This window comes from Leclercia sp. LSNIH1 (assembly GCF_002902985.1).
Lineage (GTDB): Bacteria > Pseudomonadota > Gammaproteobacteria > Enterobacterales > Enterobacteriaceae > Enterobacter.
Genome location: NZ_CP026167.1, coordinates 3,055,224 through 3,079,114, shown reverse-complemented (window position 1 = coordinate 3,079,114; position 23,891 = coordinate 3,055,224). Strand labels below are relative to the sequence as shown.

The window sequence follows — 23,891 nt, the reverse complement described above, 5'->3', positions numbered from 1 at the left end:
ACACGATGGGACAGGCAAAACCGCTCCCGATCCTGATTACTGGCGGAGGTCGTCGTATCGGCCTCGCGCTTGCCCACCATTTCTTGAATCTTCACCAGCCTGTCATTGTCAGCTATCGCACAAAATACCCGGCGATCGAGACCCTGTGCGAGGCGGGTGCAACCTGTATTCAGGCGGATTTTTCCTCTGACGAGGGCATTCTGGCCTTTGCCGACCAGGTAAAAGCGGAAACCACCGGGTTACGCGCCATTATTCATAATGCCAGCGCATGGATGGCGGAATCCCCGGAACACTCGCTAAGCGACACGCTCTCCTGCATGTTGCAGATCCACGTCCATGCCCCTTACCTGCTCAACCACGCTCTACAAGGGCTGTTGCGCGGCCACGGCCATGCCGCCAGCGACATCATCCACTTTACCGACTACGTGGTTGAGCGCGGCAGCGATAAGCACATTGCTTACGCCGCCAGCAAAGCCGCGCTGGATAACATGACCCGCTCGTTTGCCCGCAAGCTGGCCCCGGAGGTGAAAGTCAACGCCATCGCCCCGTCGCTGATTATGTTTAATGAACATGACGATGCCGACTATCGTCAGAAGGCGCTGAATAAGTCCCTGATGAAAATCGCCCCGGGAGAAAAAGAGGTGATTGATTTAATCGACTATATTCTGACCAGCTGCTACGTCACGGGCCGATCCTTTGGCGTGGATGGCGGGCGTCCTTTACGTTAGTGAAAGCGGCTCCAGCAGAAAATTAACACCCAGGCGCTGAGGCTCCAGCAGAGTACCGCCCCGCCCAGCGCCAGGGGCAAACGCATCATGCCGGTGAAGTACCAGAGCGAAAGCAGATAGAGAAAATAGGGAATAATCGACCACATGCCAAACACGATGGTCGCCCGCAGCGCCTCGATCCCGCGCTCCGAGGCGACGATATAGTGGGCAATGAGGGCAAAGGTGGGAAACAGCGGAATCAACCCGGCAATGTAATAATTTTTGCTTTTCGCCAGTACCCCAATCAGTAACACCACCAGCGCACCCAACGCCGCTTTTATTACCAGCCCCATCCATTTCCCCTTAACAAGACAATAACAATGTCGGGCAGCATAACGGAACGGCAACATTTTGCGAATGATTAATGGAAGGTTAAGGTTGCGCGGTGTATGTTGGCGTTTTCCGCAGACACAGCCTTGCTATGAATAAGATCGTATACGTTGAGGATGAACCCGAAGTCGGTCAGTTGATCGCCGCTTATCTGGGTAAACATGATATTGAGGTCATCGTCGAACCACGCGGCGACCGCGCAGAAGAGGTGGTGGCGCGGGAAAAACCCGATCTGGTGCTGCTGGATATTATGCTACCGGGTAAAGATGGCATGACCCTGTGCCGGGATCTGCGCGCCCGCTGGAACGGGCCGATTGTGCTGCTTACTTCCCTCGACAGCGACATGAACCACATATTGTCCCTGGAGATGGGGGCAAACGACTACATCCTCAAAACCACCCCTCCGGCTGTACTCCTGGCACGCGTGCGCCTGCATCTGCGCCAGCACGTTGCTGCATCCAGCGACACCCCGGCCCCGCAGCTCACCCCGCACAAGGCGCTGCGTTTTGGCACACTCTCCATCGATCCGGTCAATCGCCAGGTGCTGCTTTCCGGCGAGCAGGTGGCGCTGTCGACGGCCGATTTCGACCTGCTGTGGGAGCTGGCAACCCATGCCGGGCAGATTATGGATCGGGACGCGCTGCTGAAAAACCTGCGCGGCGTCAGCTACGATGGCCTGGACCGCAGCGTGGACGTGGCCATCTCCCGCCTGCGCAAGAAGCTGCTGGATAACGCTACCGAACCGTTCCGCATTAAAACCGTGCGTAACAAAGGCTACCTTTTCGCGCCCCATGCCTGGGACGTATAACAGGGGCGACAGCCGCCCATTTTTACCCCTGATGATTAACCTTTTGCGCCCGCCCGCATAATATGTATTATGTTATAACATAACACTTATGAGGGTGAGAACGTGTTTAATCAAAACAGGGCGCTGGCTTTTGTCCTAACTTTATTCGTGCAGCCGGTAGTCGCCGCCACGGTTTATCCGCTGACGGTAGAGAACTGCGGCATTAAGGAGACCTTTACTCAGGCCCCGCAGCGGGTAGTGACGGTGGGGCAACACGAGACGGAATTGCTCCTGGCGCTGGGGCTCGAAAAGAAGATCGGCGCGACCTCGGTCTGGTTTGGCCCTCTGCCAGATGCGCTGGCAAAACAGGGTAACGGGCTGAAAAAGCTGGCGGATAACGCCCCCTCCTTTGAAGCGGTCACCGCGGAGCGTCCTGATCTGGTGCTGGCCCAGTATCACTGGCATATCGGGCCGCAGGGGGAAACGGGCACCCGGGAACAGTTCGCCACACTGGGGATCCCGACCTGGATCTCCCCTGCCGACTGCATCGGCAAAAGCGTCACCGACAGCTCGAACGGTGACGGGGCGCGGAGCACACCGTTTTCCATCACCGAAATCGAACGCGAAATCGATGAACTGGCGACCATTTTCGACGTCCAGCCGCAGGGTAATGCGCTTAACGAGGCGCTGAAACAGCGTATTCAGCAGGCGCAGGCCCGTGCTGCCGCGAAACAGACTCGTCCCCTGAAAGTGGTGTTCTGGTTCTCCAGCAGCCGTCTGAAAGGCGATCCCTGGGTGGCTGGCGATTACGGCGCGCCGGGGTGGATAAGCCACACGCTTGGGCTGAAAAACATCATTGATTCCCATGACGAATGGCCTGCCGTGACCTGGGAGCATATCGCCCAGGCGCAGCCTGACGTGATCGTCATCGCTGAGATGTCCCGCCGTCTCTACCCTGCGGATGATGTGGCGGTTAAAAAGGCCTTTTTAAACGACGATCCGGTGACCCGAAACATCCCCGCCGTGAAAAAGGGGCAGATCGTGGTGGTGCCCGCAATGTCACTTAACCCCTCCCTGCGTAATGTCGATGCCGTTGAGGCGATCGGCGAGAAACTGGCAACGTTCCAGGCTGAACAATGAGTATCATGATTCTCCGCGCTCCCTTTACCCTGCCGCGCTGGCGGCAGCATAGCCTGATGGCCGTCGGGATAGTGACGCTGCCGTTGATGCTGGTTTTCGCTGCCACCGTCGGGGATATGCCTGTGTCGTATGCGAACGCAGGTAAAGCCATTCTCAACGGTCTGGGGCTTGGTAGCTATCTGCTGCCCCAGGTTGAGGAGGGCATTGTCTGGCAGTACCGCATGAGCCGGGCCCTGATGGCCGCCTGCAGCGGAGGGGGTCTGGCGCTTTGCGGCCTGGTAATGCAGGCCATCCTGCGAAACCCACTGGCGGAGCCCTATCTGCTGGGGATCTCCTCCGGTGCGTCGCTGGGGGCCGTCTGTGTGATGTTGCTGGGTATTGGCGGCAGCTCGCTGGGCATCAGCGGCGGCGCCTTTATCGGCGCCTGCTGCGCGTTCGGGCTTATCATGCTCATCACCCACGGCATGACCGACAGCCCGCCACGGATATTGCTGGCGGGCATCGCCGGGACGCAGCTCTTTAACGCCCTGACCGCCTACATTGTCAGCACCTCCGCCAATGCCGAGCAGTCGCGCAGCGTGATGTTCTGGCTGCTGGGCAGCCTGAGCGGGGTTCGCTGGCCGGATGCTATCCTGGCTCTGGTGGTCGTGCTGGCCGGATCTATGGTGATCTTCGCCTTTTCACGAGCGCTGGATACCTTCACCTTTGGCGATGAAGTCTCCACTACCCTCGGCGTGCCGGTCACCCTGGTGCGCATTATCCTGCTGCTCACCTGCGCGCTGGTGACGGCGGTAATGGTCAGTATCATTGGCGCGGTGGGGTTTGTCGGGCTGGTGATCCCGCACGTTACCCGGATGCTGTGCGGCCCCGGGCATCGCCGCTCAATTCCCCTGACCTTCCTGATCGGGAGTCATTTCATGATCCTCGCCGATGTGGTTTCCCGCACGCTTATCACCCATCAGGTCCTGCCCATTGGCGTGGTCACCGCGTTAGTCGGCGCGCCTGCCTTTGTGGTTCTGCTCTATCGCAGCCGGGAGAAAAACGTATGACCCTTTCATTAAGCGGATTGCAGGTCACCTTCCAGTCCCGCCAGGTGCTGAACAACATCAATCTGCACCTGGAGGCGGGTGAAATTGTCGGTCTGTTAGGCCCGAACGGCTCGGGAAAATCGACGCTGCTGCGCTGTCTGGCCGGGTTACTCCCCCGTCATGCGCACCATATTCAGTTGAACGGCACCCCGCTCAATAAAATCTCCGTGAGAGATCGGGCCAAACAGCTGGCCTTTGTTCCCCAGCATGCCGGAGTGGATGGCGATCTCTGCGTGGAGCAGATTGTCCGGCTGGGGCGCACGCCGCACCGCAGGGGGCTTTTTGGCTGGAGTGAAAAGGACGACCAGGCGGCTGAGCACGCTATCCGCCTGATGAAACTTGCCGGGCTGCGTCACCGGCTGTGGCGGCAGCTTTCCGGCGGAGAGAGACAGCGCTGCCAGATCGCCCGCGCCCTGGCCCAGCAGCCACGGCTGCTGATCCTCGATGAGCCGACCAACCATCTGGATATTGAGTATCAGCTGGAGCTGATGACGCTGATTACGCAGCTGCCTATTACGGTGGTGGTGGCCCTGCACGATTTGAATCTCGCCGCCAACTACTGCCACCGGCTGGTACTGCTGAAATCCGGCAGCGTGATAGCCAGCGGCCCGCCTGATGCGGTGCTGACCCCGGAACTGATCGAGCGTGCCTGGCATGTGCAAGCGGACGTCATGAAACAAGGCAAAACCTTCAACATTCGCTATGCCATGCGGCAGCCCATTGCGTAAAGTAGGTGATGCCCGCTCTTAGCGAGTCAATCTTACGTTCGGGCAGCCTCTTTAACGCGTTGTAGCTGGGTGATATTTCATGAAAAAACTGTTTGTGCAGTTTTACCTTCTGCTGTTTGTCTGCTTCCTGGTGATGACCATGCTGGTTGGGCTGGTCTATAAGTTCACCGCCGAGCGGGCAGGCAGACAGTCGCTGGATGATTTGATGAAAAGCTCGCTCTATCTGATGCGCAGTGAACTGCGTGAGATCCCCCCTCACGACTGGGCGCGCACCATCAAAGAGCTGGATCTGAACCTGTCATTCAAACTGCGCATCGAGCCACTGAAGAAATACACCCTGGATGCCCCGACCATGCAGCGGCTGCGCGAAGGCGATATCGTGGCGCTGGACGATCAGTACACCTTTATTCAGCGTATTCCGCGCAGCCATTACGTCCTGGCGGTCGGCCCGGTGCCGTATCTCTACTTCCTGCATCAGATGCGCCTGCTGGATATCGCCCTGCTGGCTTTTATCGCCATTTCGCTCGCCTTCCCGGTGTTTATCTGGATGCGCCCCCACTGGCAGGACATGCTGCGCCTCGAGGCCGCCGCCCAGCGTTTCGGCGACGGGCATCTGACCGAGCGGATCCACTTCGACAGCGGCTCCAGCTTTGAGCGGCTGGGGGTGGCCTTTAACCAGATGGCTGACAATATCAACGCCCTCATCGCCAGCAAAAAACAGCTGATCGACGGTATCGCCCACGAGCTGCGCACCCCCCTGGTACGGTTGCGCTACCGGCTGGAGATGAGCGAAAACCTGACCGAAACAGAGTCGCAGGCGCTGAATCGCGATATCAGCCAGCTCGAGGCGCTGATTGAGGAGCTGCTGACCTATGCCCGCCTCGACCGACCGCAGAACGAACTTAAGCTCACCACCCCGGATCTGCCTGCATGGCTGCGCAGCTACGTGGAGGATGTGCAGAGCGTCAACCCGCAGCGCACGTTGCTGATCAGCAGCGTGGACGGCGATTACGGCGCGCTGGATATGCGTTTGATGGAGCGGGTGCTGGATAACCTGGTCAACAACGCCCTGCGCTACAGCGATAACCAGCTGCGGATCGCATTGACCCTAAACGGCAGCCGCGCCAGTTTGTCGGTGGAAGATGATGGCCCGGGCATTGCGCCAGAGGCCCGCCAGCGAGTGTTTGAGCCTTTTGTCCGACTCGACCCGAGCCGGGACCGCGCCACCGGCGGCTGCGGCCTGGGGCTGGCGATCGTCCACTCTATCGCCCAGGCGCTGGGGGGGGACGTCAGCTGCGAAGCCAGCGACCTCGGCGGCGCCCGTTTCTGCTTCAACTGGCCCGTCTGGCATCATATCGCCCTGCCCATCCCTGACTGACCTAAACCGCACGCTGGCCTGACCCGGCGTGCTGTGCTATACATATAGTATGTTGTAACTAATGTGGTGTGCTATGGCAACTTACGATCTTATCGAACGCTTAAACTCAACCTTTCGCCAGATGGAGCACGAGCTGGCGCAGTTAACCCCCGAACTCCAGGCCTGTCGCCTGCTGGCCGGGCGCGTCTTCTCCCTGCCGGACGTCGCCAAAGGCGCCGAACACGATCCGCTCAACGCCATTACGGTGAAGCAGCACCTCGGCCAGGAGGCGCTGACGATGGCGCTGCAACACTATCGTCACCTCTTTATCCAGCAGCAATCCGAGAATCGCAGCAGCAAGGCCGCCGTGCGCCTGCCGGGGGTGATCTGCCTGCAGAGCGACGCCGCGCACCGGGAACAAATCACCGCCCGCATTGCGAATATTAATGCCTTAAAGGCGGAATTTGAAAAAATCGTCACCGAGGAGTCAGGTCTGGCCCCCGCCGCCCGTTTTGAGTGGGTGCATCACCAACTGCCGGGTTTGATCACCCTCAACGCCTATCGCACGTTAACGGTGATTAACCATCCCGCCACCCTGCGCTTCGGCTGGGCCAATAAGCACATCATCAAAAATTTCACCCGCGATGAGGTGCTGGCGATGCTGGAGAAAAGCCTCAAGTCGCCGCGCGCCGTAGCGCCCTGGTCACGGGATCAGTGGGTGGAGCGGCTGGAGGCAGAATATACGGCCATTCACTCTCTGCCTGCAGAGGCGCGGCTGAAGATCAAGCGGCCGGTAAAAGTGCAGCCAATCGCCCGCGTCTGGTATGCCGGGCAGCAAAAGCAGGTGCAATACGCCTGCCCGACGCCGCTGATCGCCCTTTACGATGCCGATCAGGGGGCGGTGATACCCGATATTGGTGAGCTGCTCAATTACGATGCGGATAACGTTCAGCACCGTTATAAGCCGCAGGCACAGCCGCTGCGCTTGATTATCCCGCGGCTGCACCTCTACGTGGCGGAGTAACTATTTCAGGCTGCCGACCATCTCTTCCGGGCGGACCCAGCTGTCGAACTCGGCCTCGGTGAGATACCCCAGCGCCAGGGCGGAGGCTTTCAGGGTCAGCCCCTCCTTGTGCGCTTTTTTGGCGATTTCCGCCGCCTTGTCATAGCCGATATGGGTATTGAGCGCCGTCACCAGCATTAACGACTCGTTGAGCAGCTGGCTGATGCGCTCGCGATTCGGCTCAATGCCTACCGCGCAGTGCTCGTTAAAGCTCTCCATCCCGTCCGCCAGCAGACGCACCGACTGGAGGAAGTTATGGATCACCATCGGACGGTAGACGTTCAGCTCAAAGTTGCCCGAGGCCCCGCCCATGTTCACCGCCACGTCATTGCCCATCACCTGACAGCAGAGCATGGTCATGGCTTCGCACTGGGTCGGGTTGACTTTACCCGGCATGATGGAGCTGCCCGGCTCGTTCTCCGGGATGCTGATTTCGCCGATGCCGCAGCGCGGCCCGGAAGCCAGCCAGCGCACGTCGTTGGCGATTTTCATCAGCGAGGCCGCCAGCCCTTTCAGCGCCCCGTGGGCATGCACCAGCGCATCACAGGTCGCCAGCGCCTCGAACTTGTTCGGCGCGGTGACAAACGGCTGTCCGGTGATGTTTGCCAGCTCTTCCGCCACCCGCACCGCATATTCCGGATGGGTATTGAGGCCGGTACCCACTGCGGTGCCACCCAGCGCCAGCTCCGCCAGGTGCGGCAGGCTGTGTTCGATATGGCGCAGGTTGTGGTCAAGCATCGCCACCCAGCCGGAGATCTCCTGGCCCAGGGTCAGGGGCGTGGCGTCCTGCAGATGGGTACGACCAATTTTGACGATATCGGCAAAGGCCAGGGCTTTGTCATTGAGGGTCTGCTTCAGCACGTTCAGCTGCGGGATGAGCTGTTCGCGCAGGGCGATGAGCGCCGCCACATGCATCGCCGTCGGGAAGACATCGTTGGAGCTCTGGCTTTTGTTGACGTCGTCGTTGGGATGGATCTTGCGCTCCATGCCGAGCACCCCGCCGAGCAGTTCGCTGCCGCGGTTCGCCAGTACCTCGTTCATGTTCATGTTGCTCTGGGTACCGGAGCCGGTCTGCCAGATGGCGAGCGGGAATTCATCGGGATGTTTCCCCGCCAGCACTTCATCGGCGGCGGCGATAATGGCGTTAGCTTTCTCCCCGGAGAGCAGGCCTAAATCCTGGTTGACCTTCGCCGCGGCGCGTTTGGTCAGCGCCAGGGCCTGGATCAACGAGACCGGCATCTTTTCAGTGGAGATACGGAAATGTTCCAGTGAACGCTGGGTTTGTGCGCCCCAGAGTTTGTCCTCAGGAACGTCGATGGCACCCATCGAATCTTTCTCACTGCGTGAGGTGGTCATACTTTCTCCTTGATAACACTGAAGTGGATTGCTCACAGCTCAAAGAAACAAGTATTGATGAGATAAGAAAAAGGGTATGGCGCTTTGTGCGCTCTTTTTGCCGGGCTTGCCGGGTGGCGCTGCGCCACCCGGCAGGGTTTTCAAACTACTTCACACAGGCCGAACACTGGGAGGACTGGATCTGTTTGAAGAAGTCGTTGCCTTTGTCATCCACGAGGATAAACGCCGGGAAGTCTTCCACTTCGATTTTCCAGATCGCTTCCATACCCAGCTCCGGGTACTCCACGCACTCGAGGCTCTTGATGCTGCCCTGCGCCAGTACCGCGGCCGGGCCGCCGATGCTGCCGAGGTAGAAGCCGCCGTGCTTGTGGCAGGCGTCCGTCACCTGCTGGCTGCGGTTGCCCTTCGCCAGCATGATCATGCTGCCGCCGTTGGCCTGGAGCTGATCGACGTAGGAGTCCATACGCCCGGCAGTGGTTGGCCCTAAGGAGCCGGAGGCATAGCCGGTCGGGGTTTTTGCCGGGCCCGCATAGTAGATCGGGTGATCTTTAATGTACTGCGGCAGCCCTTCGCCATTATCCAGACGCTCTTTCAGCTTCGCGTGGGCGATATCGCGGCCCACGATAATGGTGCCGTTCAGCGACAGACGGGTGGAGACCGGGTATTGAGAAAGCTGGGCCAGGATCTCACTCATCGGACGGTTCAGGTCAACGCGTACCGCCTCGCCCTCGCCCGCTTTCCGCAGCGCTTCCGGAATGTACTTACCTGGGTTGTTTTCCAGTTTCTCAATCCAGATGCCGTCGCGGTTAATCTTAGCTTTAATGTTGCGGTCCGCCGAACAGGAGACGCCCATCCCCACCGGGCAGGATGCGCCGTGGCGCGGCAGGCGGATCACGCGGATATCGTGGGCGAAATATTTGCCGCCAAACTGGGCGCCGAGGCCGAGGTTCTGGGCTTCCACCAGCAATTCCTGCTCAAGCTGGACGTCGCGGAATGCCTGGCCGTGCTCGTTACCTTCGGTCGGCAGATTGTCGTAGTATTTGGTCGAGGCCAGCTTGACGGTTTTCAGGGTGCTTTCCGCCGAGGTGCCACCGATCACAAAGGCGATGTGGTACGGCGGACACGCCGCGGTGCCGAGAGTACGCATCTTCTCCACCAGGTAGTTTTTCAGCTTGCCCGGCGTGAGCAGCGCTTTGGTCTCCTGATAGAGATACGTTTTGTTCGCTGAACCGCCGCCTTTGGCGATGCAGAGGAATTTGTATTCGTCGCCATCCACGCTGTAGAGGTCAATTTGCGCTGGCAGGTTGGTGCCGGTATTGACCTCTTTATACATATCCAGCGGGGCGTTTTGTGAATAGCGCAGGTTGTCTTCGATATAGGTGTTATACACGCCGTGCGCCAGGGCCGCTTCGTCGCCGCCACCGGTCCAGACACGCTGGCCTTTTTTACCCATGATGATGGCGGTGCCGGTGTCCTGACAGGTTGGCAGAATGCCTTTTGCCGCGATATCGGAGTTACGCAGGAACTGCAGGGCGACGTACTTGTCGTTTTCGCTGGCCTGCGGGTCGCTGAGGATATCGGCAACCTGCTGCTGATGCGCCGGGCGAAGCATGAACGAGGCATCGTGGAACGCCTGTTGCGCCAGTAAGGTCAGGGCCTGCGGGTCAACTTTCAGGATCTCCTGTCCTTCAAATTCAGAGACAGAAACGTGGTCGCGGGTTAACAGGTAATATTCGGTCTGATCCTTGGCCAGCGGGAAAGGATCCTGGTAATGAAAGGGTTTATTCGACATTGATCTCTCACTTACTGCTTCGGTCTGTTTATTTAGAGCAGATGTTCCGCTGCCCTGCTTAAAAGCGAGTCAGCCTATCCTACACAATTTTTTAACAAAAACTGAGACTAGTACGACTTTTTCCGCGCGCAGGTTACATCCGCCCGGTTTATTGCTTTAATACAGGCAGATAATTCCACATATGAAACAGGGCTTGATAATGCAAAAACTCATCAACTCAGTGCAGCACTATGCCTGGGGAAGTAAAACTGCGTTAACGGATCTCTACGGTATCGCCAACCCGGACAATCTGCCGATGGCAGAGTTGTGGATGGGGGCACACCCGAAGAGCAGCTCAAAAATTACCGATGCCCAGGGCGAACGTTCCCTGCGTGACGTTATCGAGGGTGATAAAGCCACGCTGTTGGGCAGCGCCGTCGCCGAACGCTTTGGCGAACTGCCTTTCCTCTTCAAGGTACTTTGCGCCGATCAGCCGCTCTCCATTCAGGTTCACCCGAACAAGCAGGCCTCCGAAGCGGGTTTTGCGAAAGAGAACGCAGCAGGCATTCCGCTGGATGCCGCCGAGCGTAACTATAAAGATCCGAACCACAAACCGGAACTGGTCTTCGCCCTGACGCCGTTCCTGGCGATGAACGCCTTCCGCGAGTTCTCTGAGATCGTTTCGCTGCTTCAGCCGGTTGCCGGGGCGCACAGCGCCATTGCCCACTTCCTTGAAAAACCGGAAGCCGATCGCCTGAGCCACCTCTTCGCCAGCCTGCTGAATATGCAGGGGGACGAAAAATCCCGTGCGCTGGCGGTACTGAAAGCGGCCCTGAACAGCCAGAAAGGCGAACCCTGGCAGACCATCCGCGTCATTTCAGAATTTTACCCGGACGACAGCGGCCTCTTCTCCCCGCTGCTGCTGAACGTGGTGAAACTGGAGCCGGGCGAAGCGATGTTCCTGTTTGCCGAAACGCCGCATGCTTACCTGCAAGGGGTGGCGCTGGAGGTAATGGCTAACTCCGATAACGTACTTCGTGCGGGGCTGACGCCGAAATACATCGACATCCCTGAACTGGTGGCCAACGTCAAATTCGTCGCGAAACCGGCGGCTGAGCTGCTCACCCAGCCAGTGAAAAACGGCGCAGAGCTGGACTTCCCCATCCCGGTGGAGGATTTTGCGTTTTCCCTGCACGATCTCAGCAGCGAAGAGACCCGTATTGCCCAGCAGAGCGCGGCTATTCTCTTCTGCGTTGAGGGTGAAGCGGTACTGAGCAAGGGCGAGGAGCGCCTGGTGCTGAAGCCTGGTGAGTCGGCCTTTATTGCCGCGAATGATTCCCCGGTTAGCGTCAGCGGCGTCGGGCGTCTGGCGCGGGTATTCAACAAGCTCCAGTGACTTGCTGAATTTTTTAACAATTTTTGCTAAGCTATTGCTAACCTTATGACCTCACCGGGCGGTTTTCACCGCTCGGTTTCATTTTATGGATAATCACGATGAAAAAATCGGTTATAGCTGCAGGCGTTATTGTTGCATTAGGGCTGGTCTGGACTGGCGCGGCCTGGTACACCGGGAAACAGCTGGAGAGCCGTCTGGGCGAGATGGTGGCCCAGGCGAACAGTGAACTTAAGCGTACCGCGCCGGAAGCCGGGCTGGAGCTGAGCTATCAGGATTATCAGCGCGGCGTGTTTAGCAGCCATCTGCAGATGGTCGTTAAGCCGGTAGCAGGAACCACTAATCCGTGGCTGCAACCGGGACAAAGCCTGGTGCTGAACGAAGATGTCGACCACGGTCCGTTCCCGCTGGCCCAGCTGAAATCCTTCAACCTCATCCCCTCTATGGCCTCGGTCAAATCGACCCTGGTCAATAACGAAGCCTCTAAGCCGCTGTTCGATCTGGCGAAGAATGAGTCACCTTTTGAGGTCAATACGCGCATCAGCTATGCCGGTGATACCCGTTCCGATATCGCCCTGAAAGCCCTGAATTACGAGAATGGCGACGAGCAGGTAGCGTTCAGCGGCGGTAACTTCCAGCTTGATGCCGATCGCGACGGCAAAAACGTCTCGCTCAAAGGTGAAGCGGCAAGCGGCCGGGTCAACGCGGTGAACGAGTACGATCAGAAAGTCCAGCTGACCTTCAATAACCTGAACATTGATGGCAACAGCCGTCTGACCAGTTTTGACGAGCGCATCGGCGATCAGAAACTGACCCTCGAAAAAATGGCTATCGCCATTGAAGGCAAAGAGATGGCGGTGCTGGAAGGCACAGATCTGAAAGCCACCGCGGATCTCTCCAAAGATGGCAAGAGCATCAACAGCCAGCTGGATTACAACCTGAAGAGCCTGAAAGTGCAGAATCAGGATCTGGGTACCGGCAAGCTGACCCTGAAGATCGGCAATATTGACGGTCAGGCATGGCACCAGTTCAGCCAGCAGTATCGCGCTCAAAGCCAGGCCCTGCTGGCGGATAAAGAGCTGATGACCAACAATCCGGCGCTCTATCAGCAGAAAGCGGCGGAAGCCTTCTTCGGTAATCTGCCGATCCTGCTCAAAGGCGAGCCGGTGGTCACTATCGCGCCGCTGAGCTGGAAAAACAGCAAAGGCGAAACCAACTTCAACCTGTCGTTGTTCATGAAGGATCCCGCCACCGCCACCGGTGAAGCGCAGACCCTGGCGCAGGAAGTGGATCGCAGCGTGAAATCGCTGGAGAGCAAGCTGACCATCCCGATGGACATGGCGACCGAGTTCATGACCCAGATTGCCAAGCTGGAAGGGTATAACGAAGATGACGCCGGCAAGCTGGCCAGCCAGCAGGTGAAAGGCCTGGCGGCGATGGGACAGATGTTCCGCATCACCACCGTGGAAGATAACGTGATCGGCACCAGCCTGCAGTACAGCAATGGTCAGGTGACCCTGAATGGTCAGAAGATGCCGCTGGAGGAGTTCGTCGGCATGTTTGGCGTACCGGCCCTGAACCTGGCGGTACCGGATGAACCTGCGGCTCCGCCAGCACCGGCTGCTCCGCCAGCGCCTGCGGTTCCTCAGCAGTAAACAGCAAAACCCCTCTGCGGAGGGGTTTTTTATTGCCAGTCATCCTTTCCAGCCGGTCAGGAAATCCATCAGCAGGGCGTTCACTTTCTCCGGTTGCTCTTCCTGGGGCAGATGCCCGCACTCTTCAATACCATACGCCCTGAGATCGTCCGCCATTTCCGCCCAGACGCTCTGCATATCGAACAGCTTACCGACGGCGTGAAAATCATTGCCCCACAGCGACATCACCGGGCAGGCAATTTTGATCGCCGCGTCCGCCAGATCTTGCGCCACATCCTCTGCATTGGCGCGATAATCGGCCATCGCCCCCCGCACGGCACCGGGTGCCTGATAGGCCCGGACGTAGGTATCAAACGCCTCGCCGCTGATGGTAGAAGGATCGTAAGTCCAGTCCGAGAAGAAGTGGCGTAGCCAGATATGCTCCCGTCCGGCAATCAGGGCTTCCGGCAGATCGGGCACCAGGTGGAACAGAAAGAACCAGTACGCCCGGGCAATAGAGGCGTTCAAATCCCGCGCCACGATACGCGTCGGGACATTATCCATCACCACCAGACGATCCACCCGTTCCGGATAATCTTTCGCAAAGCGGGTGGCGACACGCGCGCCGCGGTCGTGCCCCACCAGCACCACTTTCTTCAGGCCCAGGGCATTCATCAGTTCCAGGATATCCCGCGCCATAGTGCGTTTATCGTAGCCGGAGGCCGGCTTATCCGTTTCTCCATACCCGCGCAAGTCCGGAGCAATCACCCGGTAATGCTTCGACAGAACCGGAATTTGATAGCGCCAGGCATAGTTCGTTTCCGGAAAGCCATGGAGCAGGATCAGCGGTGCCCCTTCCCCCTCCTCCACCACAAACTGACGGATACCATTCGCTGTTACGGTGTAACTTTTCATTGCGATCGCCTCGTCTTATTTCAGCAATGGCACGTCGGCCGCACGTTGATACGGGCCGTAAATCGCCGGGTTCCAGTTGTAACCCTGAGCGTTGGCGGTAATGTGCCCGATGCCCGGGAACGCCAGGTGCGCTGCCGCCAGCCATTCGCCCTCTTTTGCCAGGGCATTGAACTCTTGCCCACGCGATGAGGTGGCTTTTTTCGCATCCACGTCAAAGCGAATCGACACTTCCGGGTGGGGGAACTGCACCGCAGGGGCGTGGATCAGGTCGCCGATAAAGTTGATGCCTTTCCCCTCAGAGGCAAAACGATAGACCGTGCTGCCGGGCGTATGGCCGGGAGCGTAGGCCGTCTGGACTTCAGGGATCGGCGAGGCGGGCGGCACGAAGGTTTTCAGGCGTCCCGCCGCTTTATAGGAGGCCAGAGCGTGTTGGGCGATAGCGAAATACTCTTTTGCATTGGCGGGGGCGCTGGCCTCTTTCGCCGGATCCAGCCAGTAGTCAGCTTCCGCCTGCGGCACGTAAACCGTGGCATTAGGGAATAGCGCCTTACCCGCGGCATCGCTCAGGCCGCAGACGTGGTCCAGGTGGAGGTGGGTCAGGAAGAGGGTATCAACCTGCTCAGGACGATACCCGGAGGCTTGCATGTTGGGAATTAATTGCCCTGCGGTTTGCGGCACGCAGTGGCCCGCGCCGCTGTCTATCATCACCAGATGTTTTCCGGTATTCACCAGAAAGGCGTTAAAGGAGGTGGGCATGCGCTCGGCATCAATCTTATGCTGCGCCAGCAGGTCGCGAATTTTGTCGGCCGAGAGCCCTTTTAACAGCGACGGCGAGAGATCGTTGTAGCCATCAAAAAGCGCCGTCACCTCATATTGCCCCACCGCCAGGCGATAGTAACCCGGCACCTGCTGTTTAATCTGCGCGGGTGCGTCAGCCCAAACGGATCCTGCCAAAAACAGGCCGCTGAGCGCTAAAACCGTTGTCCTCTTTTTCATCTTCACTCCGAATTCACTCTTTATCAGGATGTGGAGTGACTATGGCGCTATAACGCTAATTAGTGTAGATATGTAATTTGATAGGCCAGTATAACGAGAATCGAGATAATGAAACTGGAAGATGTGGAAGTATTCGTGGAAGCCATCAAAGCGGGAAGTCTCGCGGGTGCCGCGCGTCGGCTCTCTATGAGCGCCATGGCGGCGTCGCGATGCCTGAATAATCTGGAAGCGGAGCTGGGGGTCCGGCTGGTACACCGCACCACGCGCTCCCTTTCACCCACCAGCGACGGCACCATCTTTTTACCCCATGCCCAGGCGCTGCTGGAAGATAAGACCAACGCCCTGGCCGACCTTTTTCCTGATGGCGCCTCCCTTTCCGGGCGGCTTCGCATCACCGCCTCGGCGGCGTTTGGCCGTAAAATCATCGCCCCGATGCTGCCCGACTTTATGCGCCAGCATCCCGCCCTGCAGGTCGATTTACTCGCCACCGATGAGCAGGTTGATATTGTCGGCAGAGGAATAGACGTGGCGTTACGTATCGCCCCGCTGCGGGACAACCGTCTGGTGGCGCATCGCCTCTGTGATAACCCCCGAGACCTCTGCGCCAGCGCAGCGTATCTGACGGAGCATGGCTATCCAAAAACGCTCAGCGATCTTGCGGCGCACAGCTGCTTAACCACCTCTGATACCACCCACTGGACGTTCGACCAGGGGGGACAGCGAAGCAAACAGAAAGTATCGGGGCGGTTTTCGGCGAATTCTATCGAGGCGATCTTTGAGGCCTGCCTGGGCGGCATGGGCATTGCCAACCTGTCCCGCTGGTACCTTGAGCCCGCCTTTGCACAAGGCCTGGTGGAGCGGATCGCGCTGGAGGATGCCAGGCCGGAAGCGCTGGCTGTCTGGGCCGTTTACCCGACGTCGCGGTTGATTCCGGTTAAGGTGCGCAAGTTTGTCGAGGCTCTGGAGGCGCGGCTGGAACGTAACCCGCTCACGCCGCATGGATAATGTTATTTCACCGTCACCAGGCGGGCCGACACAATCTGATGCCCCGCCTGCACGTCGGCTTTATCGATCCGCTGCATAATTCTCTCGGCCAGGGTATAGCCCATTTCCCGCGCCGGGGTGGTGGCCCAGACAATCGGCAGATCGTCCAGCGCGTTCTCTGACACATCCGCAAAGGCGCCCAGCGCCACCTGATGACCAAAGAAGGTTTCAACCCCACCTTCCCCGCTCTGGCGCCCGGCACGGATTAAGCCGAACCAGGCGCCCATGGCGATAACGTCGTTATAGCAAATCACGGCGCTGATGGTGGGGCTGGCGCGCAGCAAGCTACCGATCGCCTCCGCCGCCTGCTTGTGGCGGGATTCACACTCCACCACCCACTCGCTGTGGAACGGCAGGCCATATTTGATCAGCGTCGCGCAGTAGCCACCCACCCGTTCGGCGCGCGTCAGGGAGGAGCTTTTACCGCCCAGCCAGGCAATTCGCTGATGGCCGCGGCGAATAAGATGTTCGGTCAGCATTTGTGCTGCCTGCATGTTGTCCGGGCGCAGGGTATCCGCTTCGTCGAGATAGCTGGCGCGGGAGGCAAACACCAGCGGAACCCCTTTGGCTGCCGCCCGCTCGCACAGCTCATTGCTTACCCCGGAGGCCCCGGCAACGATCACCCCATCCACCCCCTGCGTCAGCAGCATATCGAGGCGCTGGAGCAGCTGATCCGCTTCCCGGCCGCCATGGAGTAAAAAGACCATCCTCCCCTGGGCTTCCAGCGCCTCCGTCAGGCCCGCCGTCAGTTCGGCATAGAACGGCGACGTCAGGTCGCGGACGATCAGGCCAATCACCCCGCTTTGCCCACCCCTCAGCGCCGATGCCTGGCGGTTGCGAACGAACCCCAGTTGCTCCACCGCCTCGTTGACGCGCTGGCCCGTCGCTGGGGAGATGCGCCCTTTCCCGCTCAGAACCAGTGAAACCGTGCTCACAGAGACACCCGCCGCCAGCGCAACGTCGTTGATAGTAATTTTTTTCGCTACAGCCATGTGTGGGGTGTCTCCCTGATAATGAGATCGGTAAAACGTTTTATCAATACGTTATCTTTATACCCTCTGCCAAAGCCTGAGAATGTGATTTAGCGCGCACTAAACTTTGATAAAACGTTTTATCTTCTCGCAGCACTGAGGCAGGTAAATCTATTTTAACAATAAAGGAGTCGTTTTATGACGGCGAAAGCAGCACAAAAAATCTCGCTGTGGGAGTTTTTCCAGCAACTGGGTAAAACTTTTATGCTGCCCGTGGCACTGCTCTCCTTCTGTGGGATCATGCTGGGCATCGGCAGCTCGCTCAGCAGTAACGATGTCATTACCCTGATCCCTTTTCTGGGCAACCCGGTCTTGCAGGCAATTTTTATCTGGATGAGTAAGGTCGGCTCCTTCGCCTTTAGCTTCCTGCCAGTGATGTTCTGTATCGCCATTCCGCTGGGCCTGGCCCGCGAAAACAAAGGCGTGGCGGCATTTGCCGGGTTTGTGGGGTACGCGGTAATGAACCTGGCGGTCAACTTCTGGCTGACTGCGAAGGGGATCCTGCCCACTACCGACGCGGCGGTGCTCAAAGCCAATAACATCCAGAGCGTACTGGGGATCCAGTCGATCGACACCGGGATCCTCGGCGCGGTGATCGCAGGGGTGATCATCTGGCTGCTGCATGAGCGTTTTCACAATATCCGCCTGCCGGATGCGCTGGCCTTCTTCGGCGGTACGCGCTTTGTGCCGATTATTACCACCGTCGCCATGGGCCTGTTTGGCCTGGTGATCCCGCTGGTGTGGCCGATTTTCGCCCTGGGTATTACCGGTATCGGGCATATCATCAACAGCGCGGGCGATTTTGGCCCGATGATTTTCGGCACCGGTGAGCGTCTGCTGCTGCCTTTCGGCTTACAACATATCCTGGTGGCGCTGATCCGCTTCACCGAAGCCGGTGGCACCATGGAGGTCTGCGGCCACTCGGTAAGCGGCGCACTGACCATCTTCCAGGCGCAGTTAAGCTGCCCGACCACCCACGGCTTCTCGGAGAGTGCCACCCGCTTCCTCTCCCAGGGGAAAATGCCAGCCTTCCTCGGCGGCCTGCCGGGTGCGGCGCTGGCGATGTACCACTGCGCCCGTCCGGAAAACCGTCATAAGATTAAGGGCCTGTTGATCTCCGGCGTTATCGCCTGCGTGGTCGGCGGTACCACTGAACCGATCGAGTTCCTGTTCCTGTTCGTGGCACCGGTACTGTACCTTATTCACGCCGTGCTGACCGGCCTGGGCTTTACCACCATGGCGGTGCTGGGTGTCACCATCGGTAATACCGACGGCAACGTGATTGACTTTGTGGTGTTCGGCATTCTGCACGGCCTGTCGACCAAGTGGTATCTGGTTCCGGTGGTGGCCGCGATCTGGTTTGCGGTTTACTACGGCATCTTCCGCTTCGCCATCACCCGCTTCAACCTGAAAACGCCGGGTCGCGATATTGAGAGCGCGGCGAGCGTGGAGCAGGCAGTGGCGGGCGTAACTGGCAAATCCGGCTACAATACGCCGGCGATCCTCGCGGCGCTGGGCGGTGCGGATAACATCACCTCTCTGGACAACTGCATTACCCGTCTGCGCCTGTCGGTGGCAGATATGTCCAAAGTGGACACCAACGCCCTGAAGGCCAATCGCGCCATCGGCGTGGTTCAGCTCAACCAGCACAATTTGCAGGTGGTCATCGGCCCGCAGGTACAGTCAGTGAAAGATGAGCTGGCGACCCTGATGCGAACAGTAGAAGCCTGATGCCCCAGCCCCCTCCCCAAGAGGGGGTTCTCTTTTAAGGAGACGTTATGTTTGATTTTTCTGCCGTCGTGGATCGTCACGGCACCTGGTGTACCCAATGGGACTATGTTGCCGACCGCTTCGGCGCCGCCGATCTGCTGCCGTTTACTATCTCGGACATGGATTTTGCCACTGCCCCCTGCATCATCGAGGCTCTGCAAGCTCGCATCAGCCACGGAGTGTTTGGCTACAGCCGCTGGAAAAACGACGAGTTCCTTGGGGCGGTAGGGCACTGGTTCCGGCAGCGCTTCAACAGTTCCATCGATCCCAGCGCCATCGTCTATGGCCCCTCGGTGATCTATATGGTGTCGGAGCTGATTCGCCAGTGGTCCAACGCAGGCGACGGGGTGGTGATCCACACCCCGGCCTACGACGCGTTTTACAATGCCATTGCGGGCAATAACCGTCAGGTGGTGCCTGTTGGCCTGCATAAGACGGCGGCGGGCTGGCAGTGCGATATGGCCGAACTGGAAGCGGTATTGGCACAGCCGCAGAACAAGATCCTGCTGCTCTGTAGCCCGCACAACCCGACGGGCAAGGTCTGGACCCGGGACGAGTTAGCGACCATGGCTGAACTCTGTGCGCGGCACGACGTGGCGGTCATCAGCGATGAAATTCATATGGATATGGTCTGGGGCAACCATCAGCACACCCCCTGGTGCGAAGTGGCGCAGGGAAAATGGGCGCTTCTGACCTCCGGCTCCAAGAGCTTTAATATTCCTGCCCTTACCGGCGCATACGGTTTGATCGGTGATGAAGCCAGCCGCACGGACTATTTGCAGGCGCTGAAAGGGCGCGATGGCCTCTCTTCGCCCTCGGTGCTGGCCCTGGTAGCCCACATTGCCGCCTATCAGCAGGGAGAGGCCTGGCTGGATGCGCTGCGCAGTTATCTGGAGGCCAACCTGCACTATGTAGCCGACAGGCTCAATGGTGCCTTTCCGGCGTTGAACTGGCAACCGCCAGAGGCGACCTATCTGGCGTGGATCGATCTACAACCGCTAAATATCGACGACCGGAAGCTGCAAAAGGTGCTGATTGAGCAGGAAAAAGTGGCGATTATGCCGGGATATACCTATGGCGAAGAGGGTAACGGCTTTATCCGCCTCAATGCCGGTTGCCCGTGCAGTAAACTGGAGCAAGGGGTGGAACGACTTATTGCCGGGATTCACGCCCTGCGGTAATAGCGTTGCGCAATGGATATTTACCTTGCGCAAATAGCTTTTTGCCCCGTTTTATTTTTATAATACGTCGCACTTTACCTAATAAAGAGTGCGACCATGATTGATACCACCCTCCCGCTAACTGACGTTCATCGCCACCTTGATGGCAACATCCGTGCCCAGACCATTCTGGATCTTGGTCGCCAGTATAATTTGGCTCTGCCCGCACAAAACCTTGAGTCGCTGATCCCGCATGTGCAGGTAACAGAAAACGAACCGGATCTGGTGAGCTTTTTAAGCAAACTCGACTGGGGGGTAAAAGTCCTCGCCTCGCTGGAAGCCTGCCGTCGCGTTGCCTTCGAGAATATTGAGGACGCCGCGCGCAACGGTCTGCATTACGTTGAGCTGCGTTTCTCGCCGGGCTATATGGCCATGTCCCACAACCTGCCGGTTGACGGTGTGGTAGAGGCGGTGATCGCTGGCGTTCGCGAAGGCTGTAAAGCCTTTGATGTTGAAGCCCGCCTGATTGGGATCATGAGCCGTACCTTTGGCGAAGCCGCCTGCCTTCAGGAACTCGAAGCCCTGCTGGCTCACCGGGAACATATCACTGCGGTCGATCTGGCGGGCGACGAGCTGGGCTTCCCGGGCAGTCTGTTCCTCTCCCACTTCAATCGCGCCCGCGACGCAGGCTGGCACATCACCGTCCATGCCGGTGAAGCGGCAGGCCCGGAGAGCATCTGGCAGGCGATCCGCGAGCTGGGCGCCGAGCGTATTGGTCATGGGGTGAAGGCGGTGGAAGACCGCGTCCTGATGGACTTCCTGGCGGCGCAACGCATCGGAATCGAATCCTGTCTGAGTTCCAACATTCAGACCAGTACCGTGGCGACGCTGGCGCACCACCCGCTGAAAACTTTCCTTGAGCATGGCGTGATAGCCTCGCTGAATACTGACGATCCGGCGGTTCAGGGGGTCGATATTATTCACGAATACACGGTGGCCGCCCCGCAGGCCGGGCTGAGCCGCGAGCAGATTCGCCAGGCGCAGATCAATGGTCTGGAGATGGCATTCTTAACATCTGCCGAGAAGCAGGCGCTGCGCGACAAGGTCGCACGCGGGTAAGAAAAAGCCCGGCATTGCCGGGCTTTGTTTTCAGGCCAGACAGAGGGTCGCGCGATGTTTCGCGGACTCGATACCCAGCTCAATCAGTTCCATAATCTGAATCGCCTGGCTTGCCGGGACCGGGTTTTCACCCTGGCCGTTCAGCGCATCGCGAATACCGGCATAATAGGCCGGGTAGTTGCCCGGCAGCGTCAGCCAGGTCTCCTCCACACGCTCTTCCCCTTCCACGCGGGTCAGCACGCCGTCACGCATGTCATAGCCCCAGTCTTCCTGCGGCAGGCGTTCCCCGTTTTTCAGACGTTCTTCCTGCGGATCGAGACCGAACTTCACATAGCTGCCGCGGGAGCCATGCACGATGTAACGTGCAGATTCCGCCGCCGCCATCATCGTGCCATGCAGTACCACGCGACGCTGCGGATAGCTCAACACCGCATGGAAGTAGTCCGTGGCCTGCGCGCCAGGGCGCAGCTGGGCCAGATCGACGTTCAGGCTCACCGGCAGACCAAACAGGTTAACGGCCTGGTCAAGCAGATGCGGGGCCAGATCGTACCAGATGCCGCTGCCCGGACCCGCCTGCTCACGCCAGCGATTACGCACCTGCGGACGGAAGCGGTCGAAATGTGATTCGAAGAATGCCACTTCCCCCAGAGAGCCGTCGGCAATGAGGGCTTTAACGGTGAGGAAGTCGCTGTCCCAGCGGCGGTTGTGGAAGACGGAGAGCAGTTTACCCAGGCTTTTTGCCAGCGCGTCCAGTTCGCGAGCCTGTGACAGTGTCACGGTAAAGGGTTTATCCACCACCACATGCTTGCCCGCTTCAAGGGCCGCTTTCGCCAGCGGGAAATGGGTGTCGTTTGGTGTCGGGATAACAATCAGGTCGATATTGGGATCGTTAAACAGATGCTTCGGCTCAGAAACCACCGGCACGGTTGGCCAGTCGGCATGAACTTTCGTCGCATCGCTGCTGGAAATGGCTGCCAGCGCCATCCCCGGGGTGCCATCAATCAGCGGGGCATGAAATGTTTTACTCGCATAACCATAACCTATTAATCCAACACGGATTTTGTCGCTCATGAAATCGCCTCTCATCTTTTGACCTGCATATTTCACACTATCTCCTCTCCCGTCACAATAGATTAATCTGGCGTACCTTGCCCTATAGCAACAGAAGCAATCAGTAATTTCTGATTAACATTTATAACTCGCTGAATACAATCGCAAAACATCCTTGTAAAGCGCTTGCCCGAAGGCATATCGCACTGTAAAATTCTGGATCTGTATTTATGGATAAAACATCACCAAGAATCATGACGACAATAATTAATCGAATTATCGAGTTAGCGGGATGGATCGTGCTGGGCGTGTCGGTGATACTGCTCGCCGTTGCCAGTCATATTGATAACTACCAGCCACCCGAGCCGGTGAATACACTCAATCAAGCCAAGCCCCATACGCTCACCAAAAATAGTGACATATGATGTCAGTTGCTTATTGCCAGCCGTCATGAACAGCGTTAACCTTCTTCGCCAGGCGTCGGCCGACGCCTGATTTCATCAATCAAGAAAACTCTTATTTTTGCTGGTGCGCTTTGGCAAACCGTTTACGTCTTATTTGAACCGTTTATTATTCGACCGAATTACTCCTTTGGCATTACTCACTCTTATATGGAAAATTATTAAAATGACAGTTCAGGACTATTTATTAAAATTTCGCAAAATTAATTCCCTTGAAAGTCTGGAAAAGCTCTTTGACCATCTGAACTACACCCTGAGTGACAACCAGGACATTATCAGCATGTACCGCGCCGCTGACCATCGCCGCGCTGAGCTGGTTTCTGGCGGACGCCTGTTCAACATTGGCGAAGTGCCTAAGTCGGTGTGGCGTTACGTGCTCTAAAAGGGTACTCATTGCCCGGAAATGTTATATACTCTCGCCCCTGCTAATTTGCAGTTCGCGCTTTTCGCTGACTATCGGGAGAGAACATGACCACAACGGCTGGAGAAAAAATTGGCGGCTGGTTACTTGCTCCGCTCGCCTGGCTGCTGGTTGCATTATTAAGTGCGTCGCTGGCACTGGTACTTTATTCCACTGCATTAATTACGCCGCACGCGCTTAAAACGCTGGGCGCGCAAAATACCTCTGCTATCGTCATGTGGTTTATTTCTTTCGCCTTTGCGATTGCCATGTGGTACTACACGCTGTGGCTGACCATCGCGTTTTTTAAACGCCGCCGGAGCGTGCCTAAGCACTATATTATCTGGCTGCTGGTCTCTGTCTTGCTGGCCGTGAAAGCCTTCGCCTTTTCGCCGGTTTCCGATGCGCTGGCAGTGCGTCAACTCCTCTTCCCACTGCTGGTGACCGCGCTGTTCGTGCCGTACTTTAAGCGCTCGGCCCGCGTAAAGAACACCTTTGTGAACCCGTAATAACCTTACAGTTAACCTGTTG

Annotated in this window: 23 protein-coding genes; 16 read left to right on the top strand and 7 right to left on the bottom strand. The window is 58.0% G+C overall.

Going from position 1 to position 23,891, the window contains the following annotated elements:
* The first annotated feature begins 5 nt into the window (after positions 1 to 5).
* Complete coding sequence (gene folM, locus C2U54_RS15325) at positions 6 to 728, top strand: dihydromonapterin reductase (RefSeq protein WP_103179409.1); 723 nt, start codon at positions 6 to 8, stop codon at positions 726 to 728.
* Here the strand turns inward: folM and C2U54_RS15320 are convergent.
* On the bottom strand, positions 725 to 1,060 hold the full coding sequence (locus C2U54_RS15320) for a GlpM family protein (protein WP_103179408.1): 336 nt from the start codon (positions 1,058 to 1,060) through the stop codon (positions 725 to 727). The genes folM and C2U54_RS15320 overlap by 4 nt on opposite strands.
* A gap of 128 nt (positions 1,061 to 1,188) precedes the next feature.
* Between C2U54_RS15320 and rstA the strand changes: the two genes are divergently transcribed.
* The 6 genes from rstA to tus all read left to right on the top strand — a co-directional run bounded on the left by rstA (position 1,189) and on the right by tus (position 7,221).
* Positions 1,189 to 1,905 carry a two-component system response regulator RstA gene (gene rstA / locus C2U54_RS15315; RefSeq protein ID WP_103179407.1) on the top strand — a complete coding sequence of 239 codons (717 nt, stop codon included), beginning with the start codon at positions 1,189 to 1,191 and terminating at the stop codon, positions 1,903 to 1,905.
* Between the two features lie 102 nt (positions 1,906 to 2,007).
* Positions 2,008 to 3,024, top strand: a complete 1,017-nt coding sequence (locus C2U54_RS15310) for an ABC transporter substrate-binding protein (protein WP_103179406.1) — start codon at positions 2,008 to 2,010, stop codon at positions 3,022 to 3,024.
* A gap of 5 nt (positions 3,025 to 3,029) precedes the next feature.
* Positions 3,030 to 4,073 (top strand): FecCD family ABC transporter permease, encoded by a 1,044-nt coding sequence (locus C2U54_RS15305; protein WP_233210489.1) that lies wholly within the window; start codon positions 3,030 to 3,032, stop codon positions 4,071 to 4,073.
* Positions 4,070 to 4,840, top strand: a complete 771-nt coding sequence (locus C2U54_RS15300; protein ID WP_103179405.1) for an ABC transporter ATP-binding protein — start codon at positions 4,070 to 4,072, stop codon at positions 4,838 to 4,840. Before C2U54_RS15305 ends, C2U54_RS15300 begins: the two co-directional genes overlap by 4 nt.
* A gap of 79 nt (positions 4,841 to 4,919) precedes the next feature.
* On the top strand, positions 4,920 to 6,218 hold the full coding sequence (gene rstB, locus C2U54_RS15295) for a two-component system sensor histidine kinase RstB (RefSeq protein ID WP_103179404.1): 1,299 nt from the start codon (positions 4,920 to 4,922) through the stop codon (positions 6,216 to 6,218).
* A 73-nt stretch (positions 6,219 to 6,291) separates the two neighbouring features.
* Positions 6,292 to 7,221 (top strand): DNA replication terminus site-binding protein, encoded by a 930-nt coding sequence (gene tus, locus C2U54_RS15290; RefSeq protein WP_103179403.1) that lies wholly within the window; start codon positions 6,292 to 6,294, stop codon positions 7,219 to 7,221.
* On the opposite strand, the gene fumC is transcribed toward tus, so the two are convergent.
* Both fumC and fumA read right to left on the bottom strand, forming a co-directional pair.
* Positions 7,222 to 8,616 carry a class II fumarate hydratase gene (gene fumC, locus C2U54_RS15285; protein WP_103179402.1) on the bottom strand — a complete coding sequence of 465 codons (1,395 nt, stop codon included), beginning with the start codon at positions 8,614 to 8,616 and terminating at the stop codon, positions 7,222 to 7,224. It lies immediately after the preceding gene.
* 145 nt (positions 8,617 to 8,761) lie between these two features.
* A complete protein-coding gene (gene fumA / locus C2U54_RS15280; RefSeq protein ID WP_103179401.1) occupies positions 8,762 to 10,408 on the bottom strand; it encodes a class I fumarate hydratase FumA in 1,647 nt (548 codons plus the stop codon).
* Positions 10,409 to 10,607: 199 nt separating this feature from the next.
* On the opposite strand from fumA, the gene manA reads away from it, so the two are divergent.
* Entirely contained in the window at positions 10,608 to 11,783 is a 1,176-nt protein-coding gene (manA, locus tag C2U54_RS15275; protein ID WP_103179400.1) for a mannose-6-phosphate isomerase, read from the top strand.
* 98 nt (positions 11,784 to 11,881) lie between these two features.
* Positions 11,882 to 13,435 carry a YdgA family protein gene (locus C2U54_RS15270; RefSeq protein ID WP_103179399.1) on the top strand — a complete coding sequence of 518 codons (1,554 nt, stop codon included), beginning with the start codon at positions 11,882 to 11,884 and terminating at the stop codon, positions 13,433 to 13,435.
* A gap of 39 nt (positions 13,436 to 13,474) precedes the next feature.
* On the opposite strand, the gene C2U54_RS15265 is transcribed toward C2U54_RS15270, so the two are convergent.
* Positions 13,475 to 14,329, bottom strand: a complete 855-nt coding sequence (locus tag C2U54_RS15265) for an alpha/beta fold hydrolase (protein WP_103179398.1) — start codon at positions 14,327 to 14,329, stop codon at positions 13,475 to 13,477.
* A gap of 15 nt (positions 14,330 to 14,344) precedes the next feature.
* Positions 14,345 to 15,283 (bottom strand): MBL fold metallo-hydrolase, encoded by a 939-nt coding sequence (locus C2U54_RS15260; protein ID WP_231736615.1) that lies wholly within the window; start codon positions 15,281 to 15,283, stop codon positions 14,345 to 14,347.
* 150 nt (positions 15,284 to 15,433) lie between these two features.
* On the opposite strand from C2U54_RS15260, the gene C2U54_RS15255 reads away from it, so the two are divergent.
* On the top strand, positions 15,434 to 16,330 hold the full coding sequence (locus tag C2U54_RS15255; protein ID WP_103179396.1) for a LysR family transcriptional regulator: 897 nt from the start codon (positions 15,434 to 15,436) through the stop codon (positions 16,328 to 16,330).
* 2 nt (positions 16,331 to 16,332) lie between these two features.
* Here the strand turns inward: C2U54_RS15255 and C2U54_RS15250 are convergent, their stop codons facing one another.
* Positions 16,333 to 17,361, bottom strand: coding sequence for a Mal regulon transcriptional regulator MalI (locus tag C2U54_RS15250; protein WP_103179395.1), 1,029 nt, complete (start codon positions 17,359 to 17,361; stop codon positions 16,333 to 16,335).
* Between the two features lie 177 nt (positions 17,362 to 17,538).
* Between C2U54_RS15250 and malX the strand changes: the two genes are divergently transcribed.
* The 3 genes from malX to add all read left to right on the top strand — a co-directional run bounded on the left by malX (position 17,539) and on the right by add (position 21,449).
* Complete coding sequence (malX, locus tag C2U54_RS15245) at positions 17,539 to 19,131, top strand: maltose/glucose-specific PTS transporter subunit IIBC (RefSeq protein WP_103179394.1); 1,593 nt, start codon at positions 17,539 to 17,541, stop codon at positions 19,129 to 19,131.
* Positions 19,132 to 19,178: 47 nt separating this feature from the next.
* Positions 19,179 to 20,351 (top strand): MalY/PatB family protein, encoded by a 1,173-nt coding sequence (locus C2U54_RS15240; RefSeq protein ID WP_103179393.1) that lies wholly within the window; start codon positions 19,179 to 19,181, stop codon positions 20,349 to 20,351.
* A gap of 96 nt (positions 20,352 to 20,447) precedes the next feature.
* Positions 20,448 to 21,449 carry an adenosine deaminase gene (add, locus tag C2U54_RS15235; protein WP_103179392.1) on the top strand — a complete coding sequence of 334 codons (1,002 nt, stop codon included), beginning with the start codon at positions 20,448 to 20,450 and terminating at the stop codon, positions 21,447 to 21,449.
* Positions 21,450 to 21,479: 30 nt separating this feature from the next.
* On the opposite strand, the gene C2U54_RS15230 is transcribed toward add, so the two are convergent.
* Positions 21,480 to 22,520 (bottom strand): oxidoreductase, encoded by a 1,041-nt coding sequence (locus C2U54_RS15230; RefSeq protein WP_103179391.1) that lies wholly within the window; start codon positions 22,518 to 22,520, stop codon positions 21,480 to 21,482.
* 233 nt (positions 22,521 to 22,753) lie between these two features.
* Here C2U54_RS15230 and blr point away from each other — a divergent pair, with 233 nt between their 5' ends.
* The 3 genes from blr (at position 22,754) to C2U54_RS15215 (ending at position 23,869) form a co-directional block, all read left to right on the top strand.
* On the top strand, positions 22,754 to 22,924 hold the full coding sequence (blr, locus tag C2U54_RS15225) for a division septum protein Blr (RefSeq protein WP_168192053.1): 171 nt from the start codon (positions 22,754 to 22,756) through the stop codon (positions 22,922 to 22,924).
* A 202-nt stretch (positions 22,925 to 23,126) separates the two neighbouring features.
* A complete protein-coding gene (gene ydgT, locus C2U54_RS15220) occupies positions 23,127 to 23,342 on the top strand; it encodes a transcription modulator YdgT (RefSeq protein ID WP_103179389.1) in 216 nt (71 codons plus the stop codon).
* Positions 23,343 to 23,428: 86 nt separating this feature from the next.
* Positions 23,429 to 23,869, top strand: a complete 441-nt coding sequence (locus C2U54_RS15215) for a DUF2569 domain-containing protein (RefSeq protein ID WP_103179388.1) — start codon at positions 23,429 to 23,431, stop codon at positions 23,867 to 23,869.
* Positions 23,870 to 23,891: the final 22 nt, after the last annotated feature.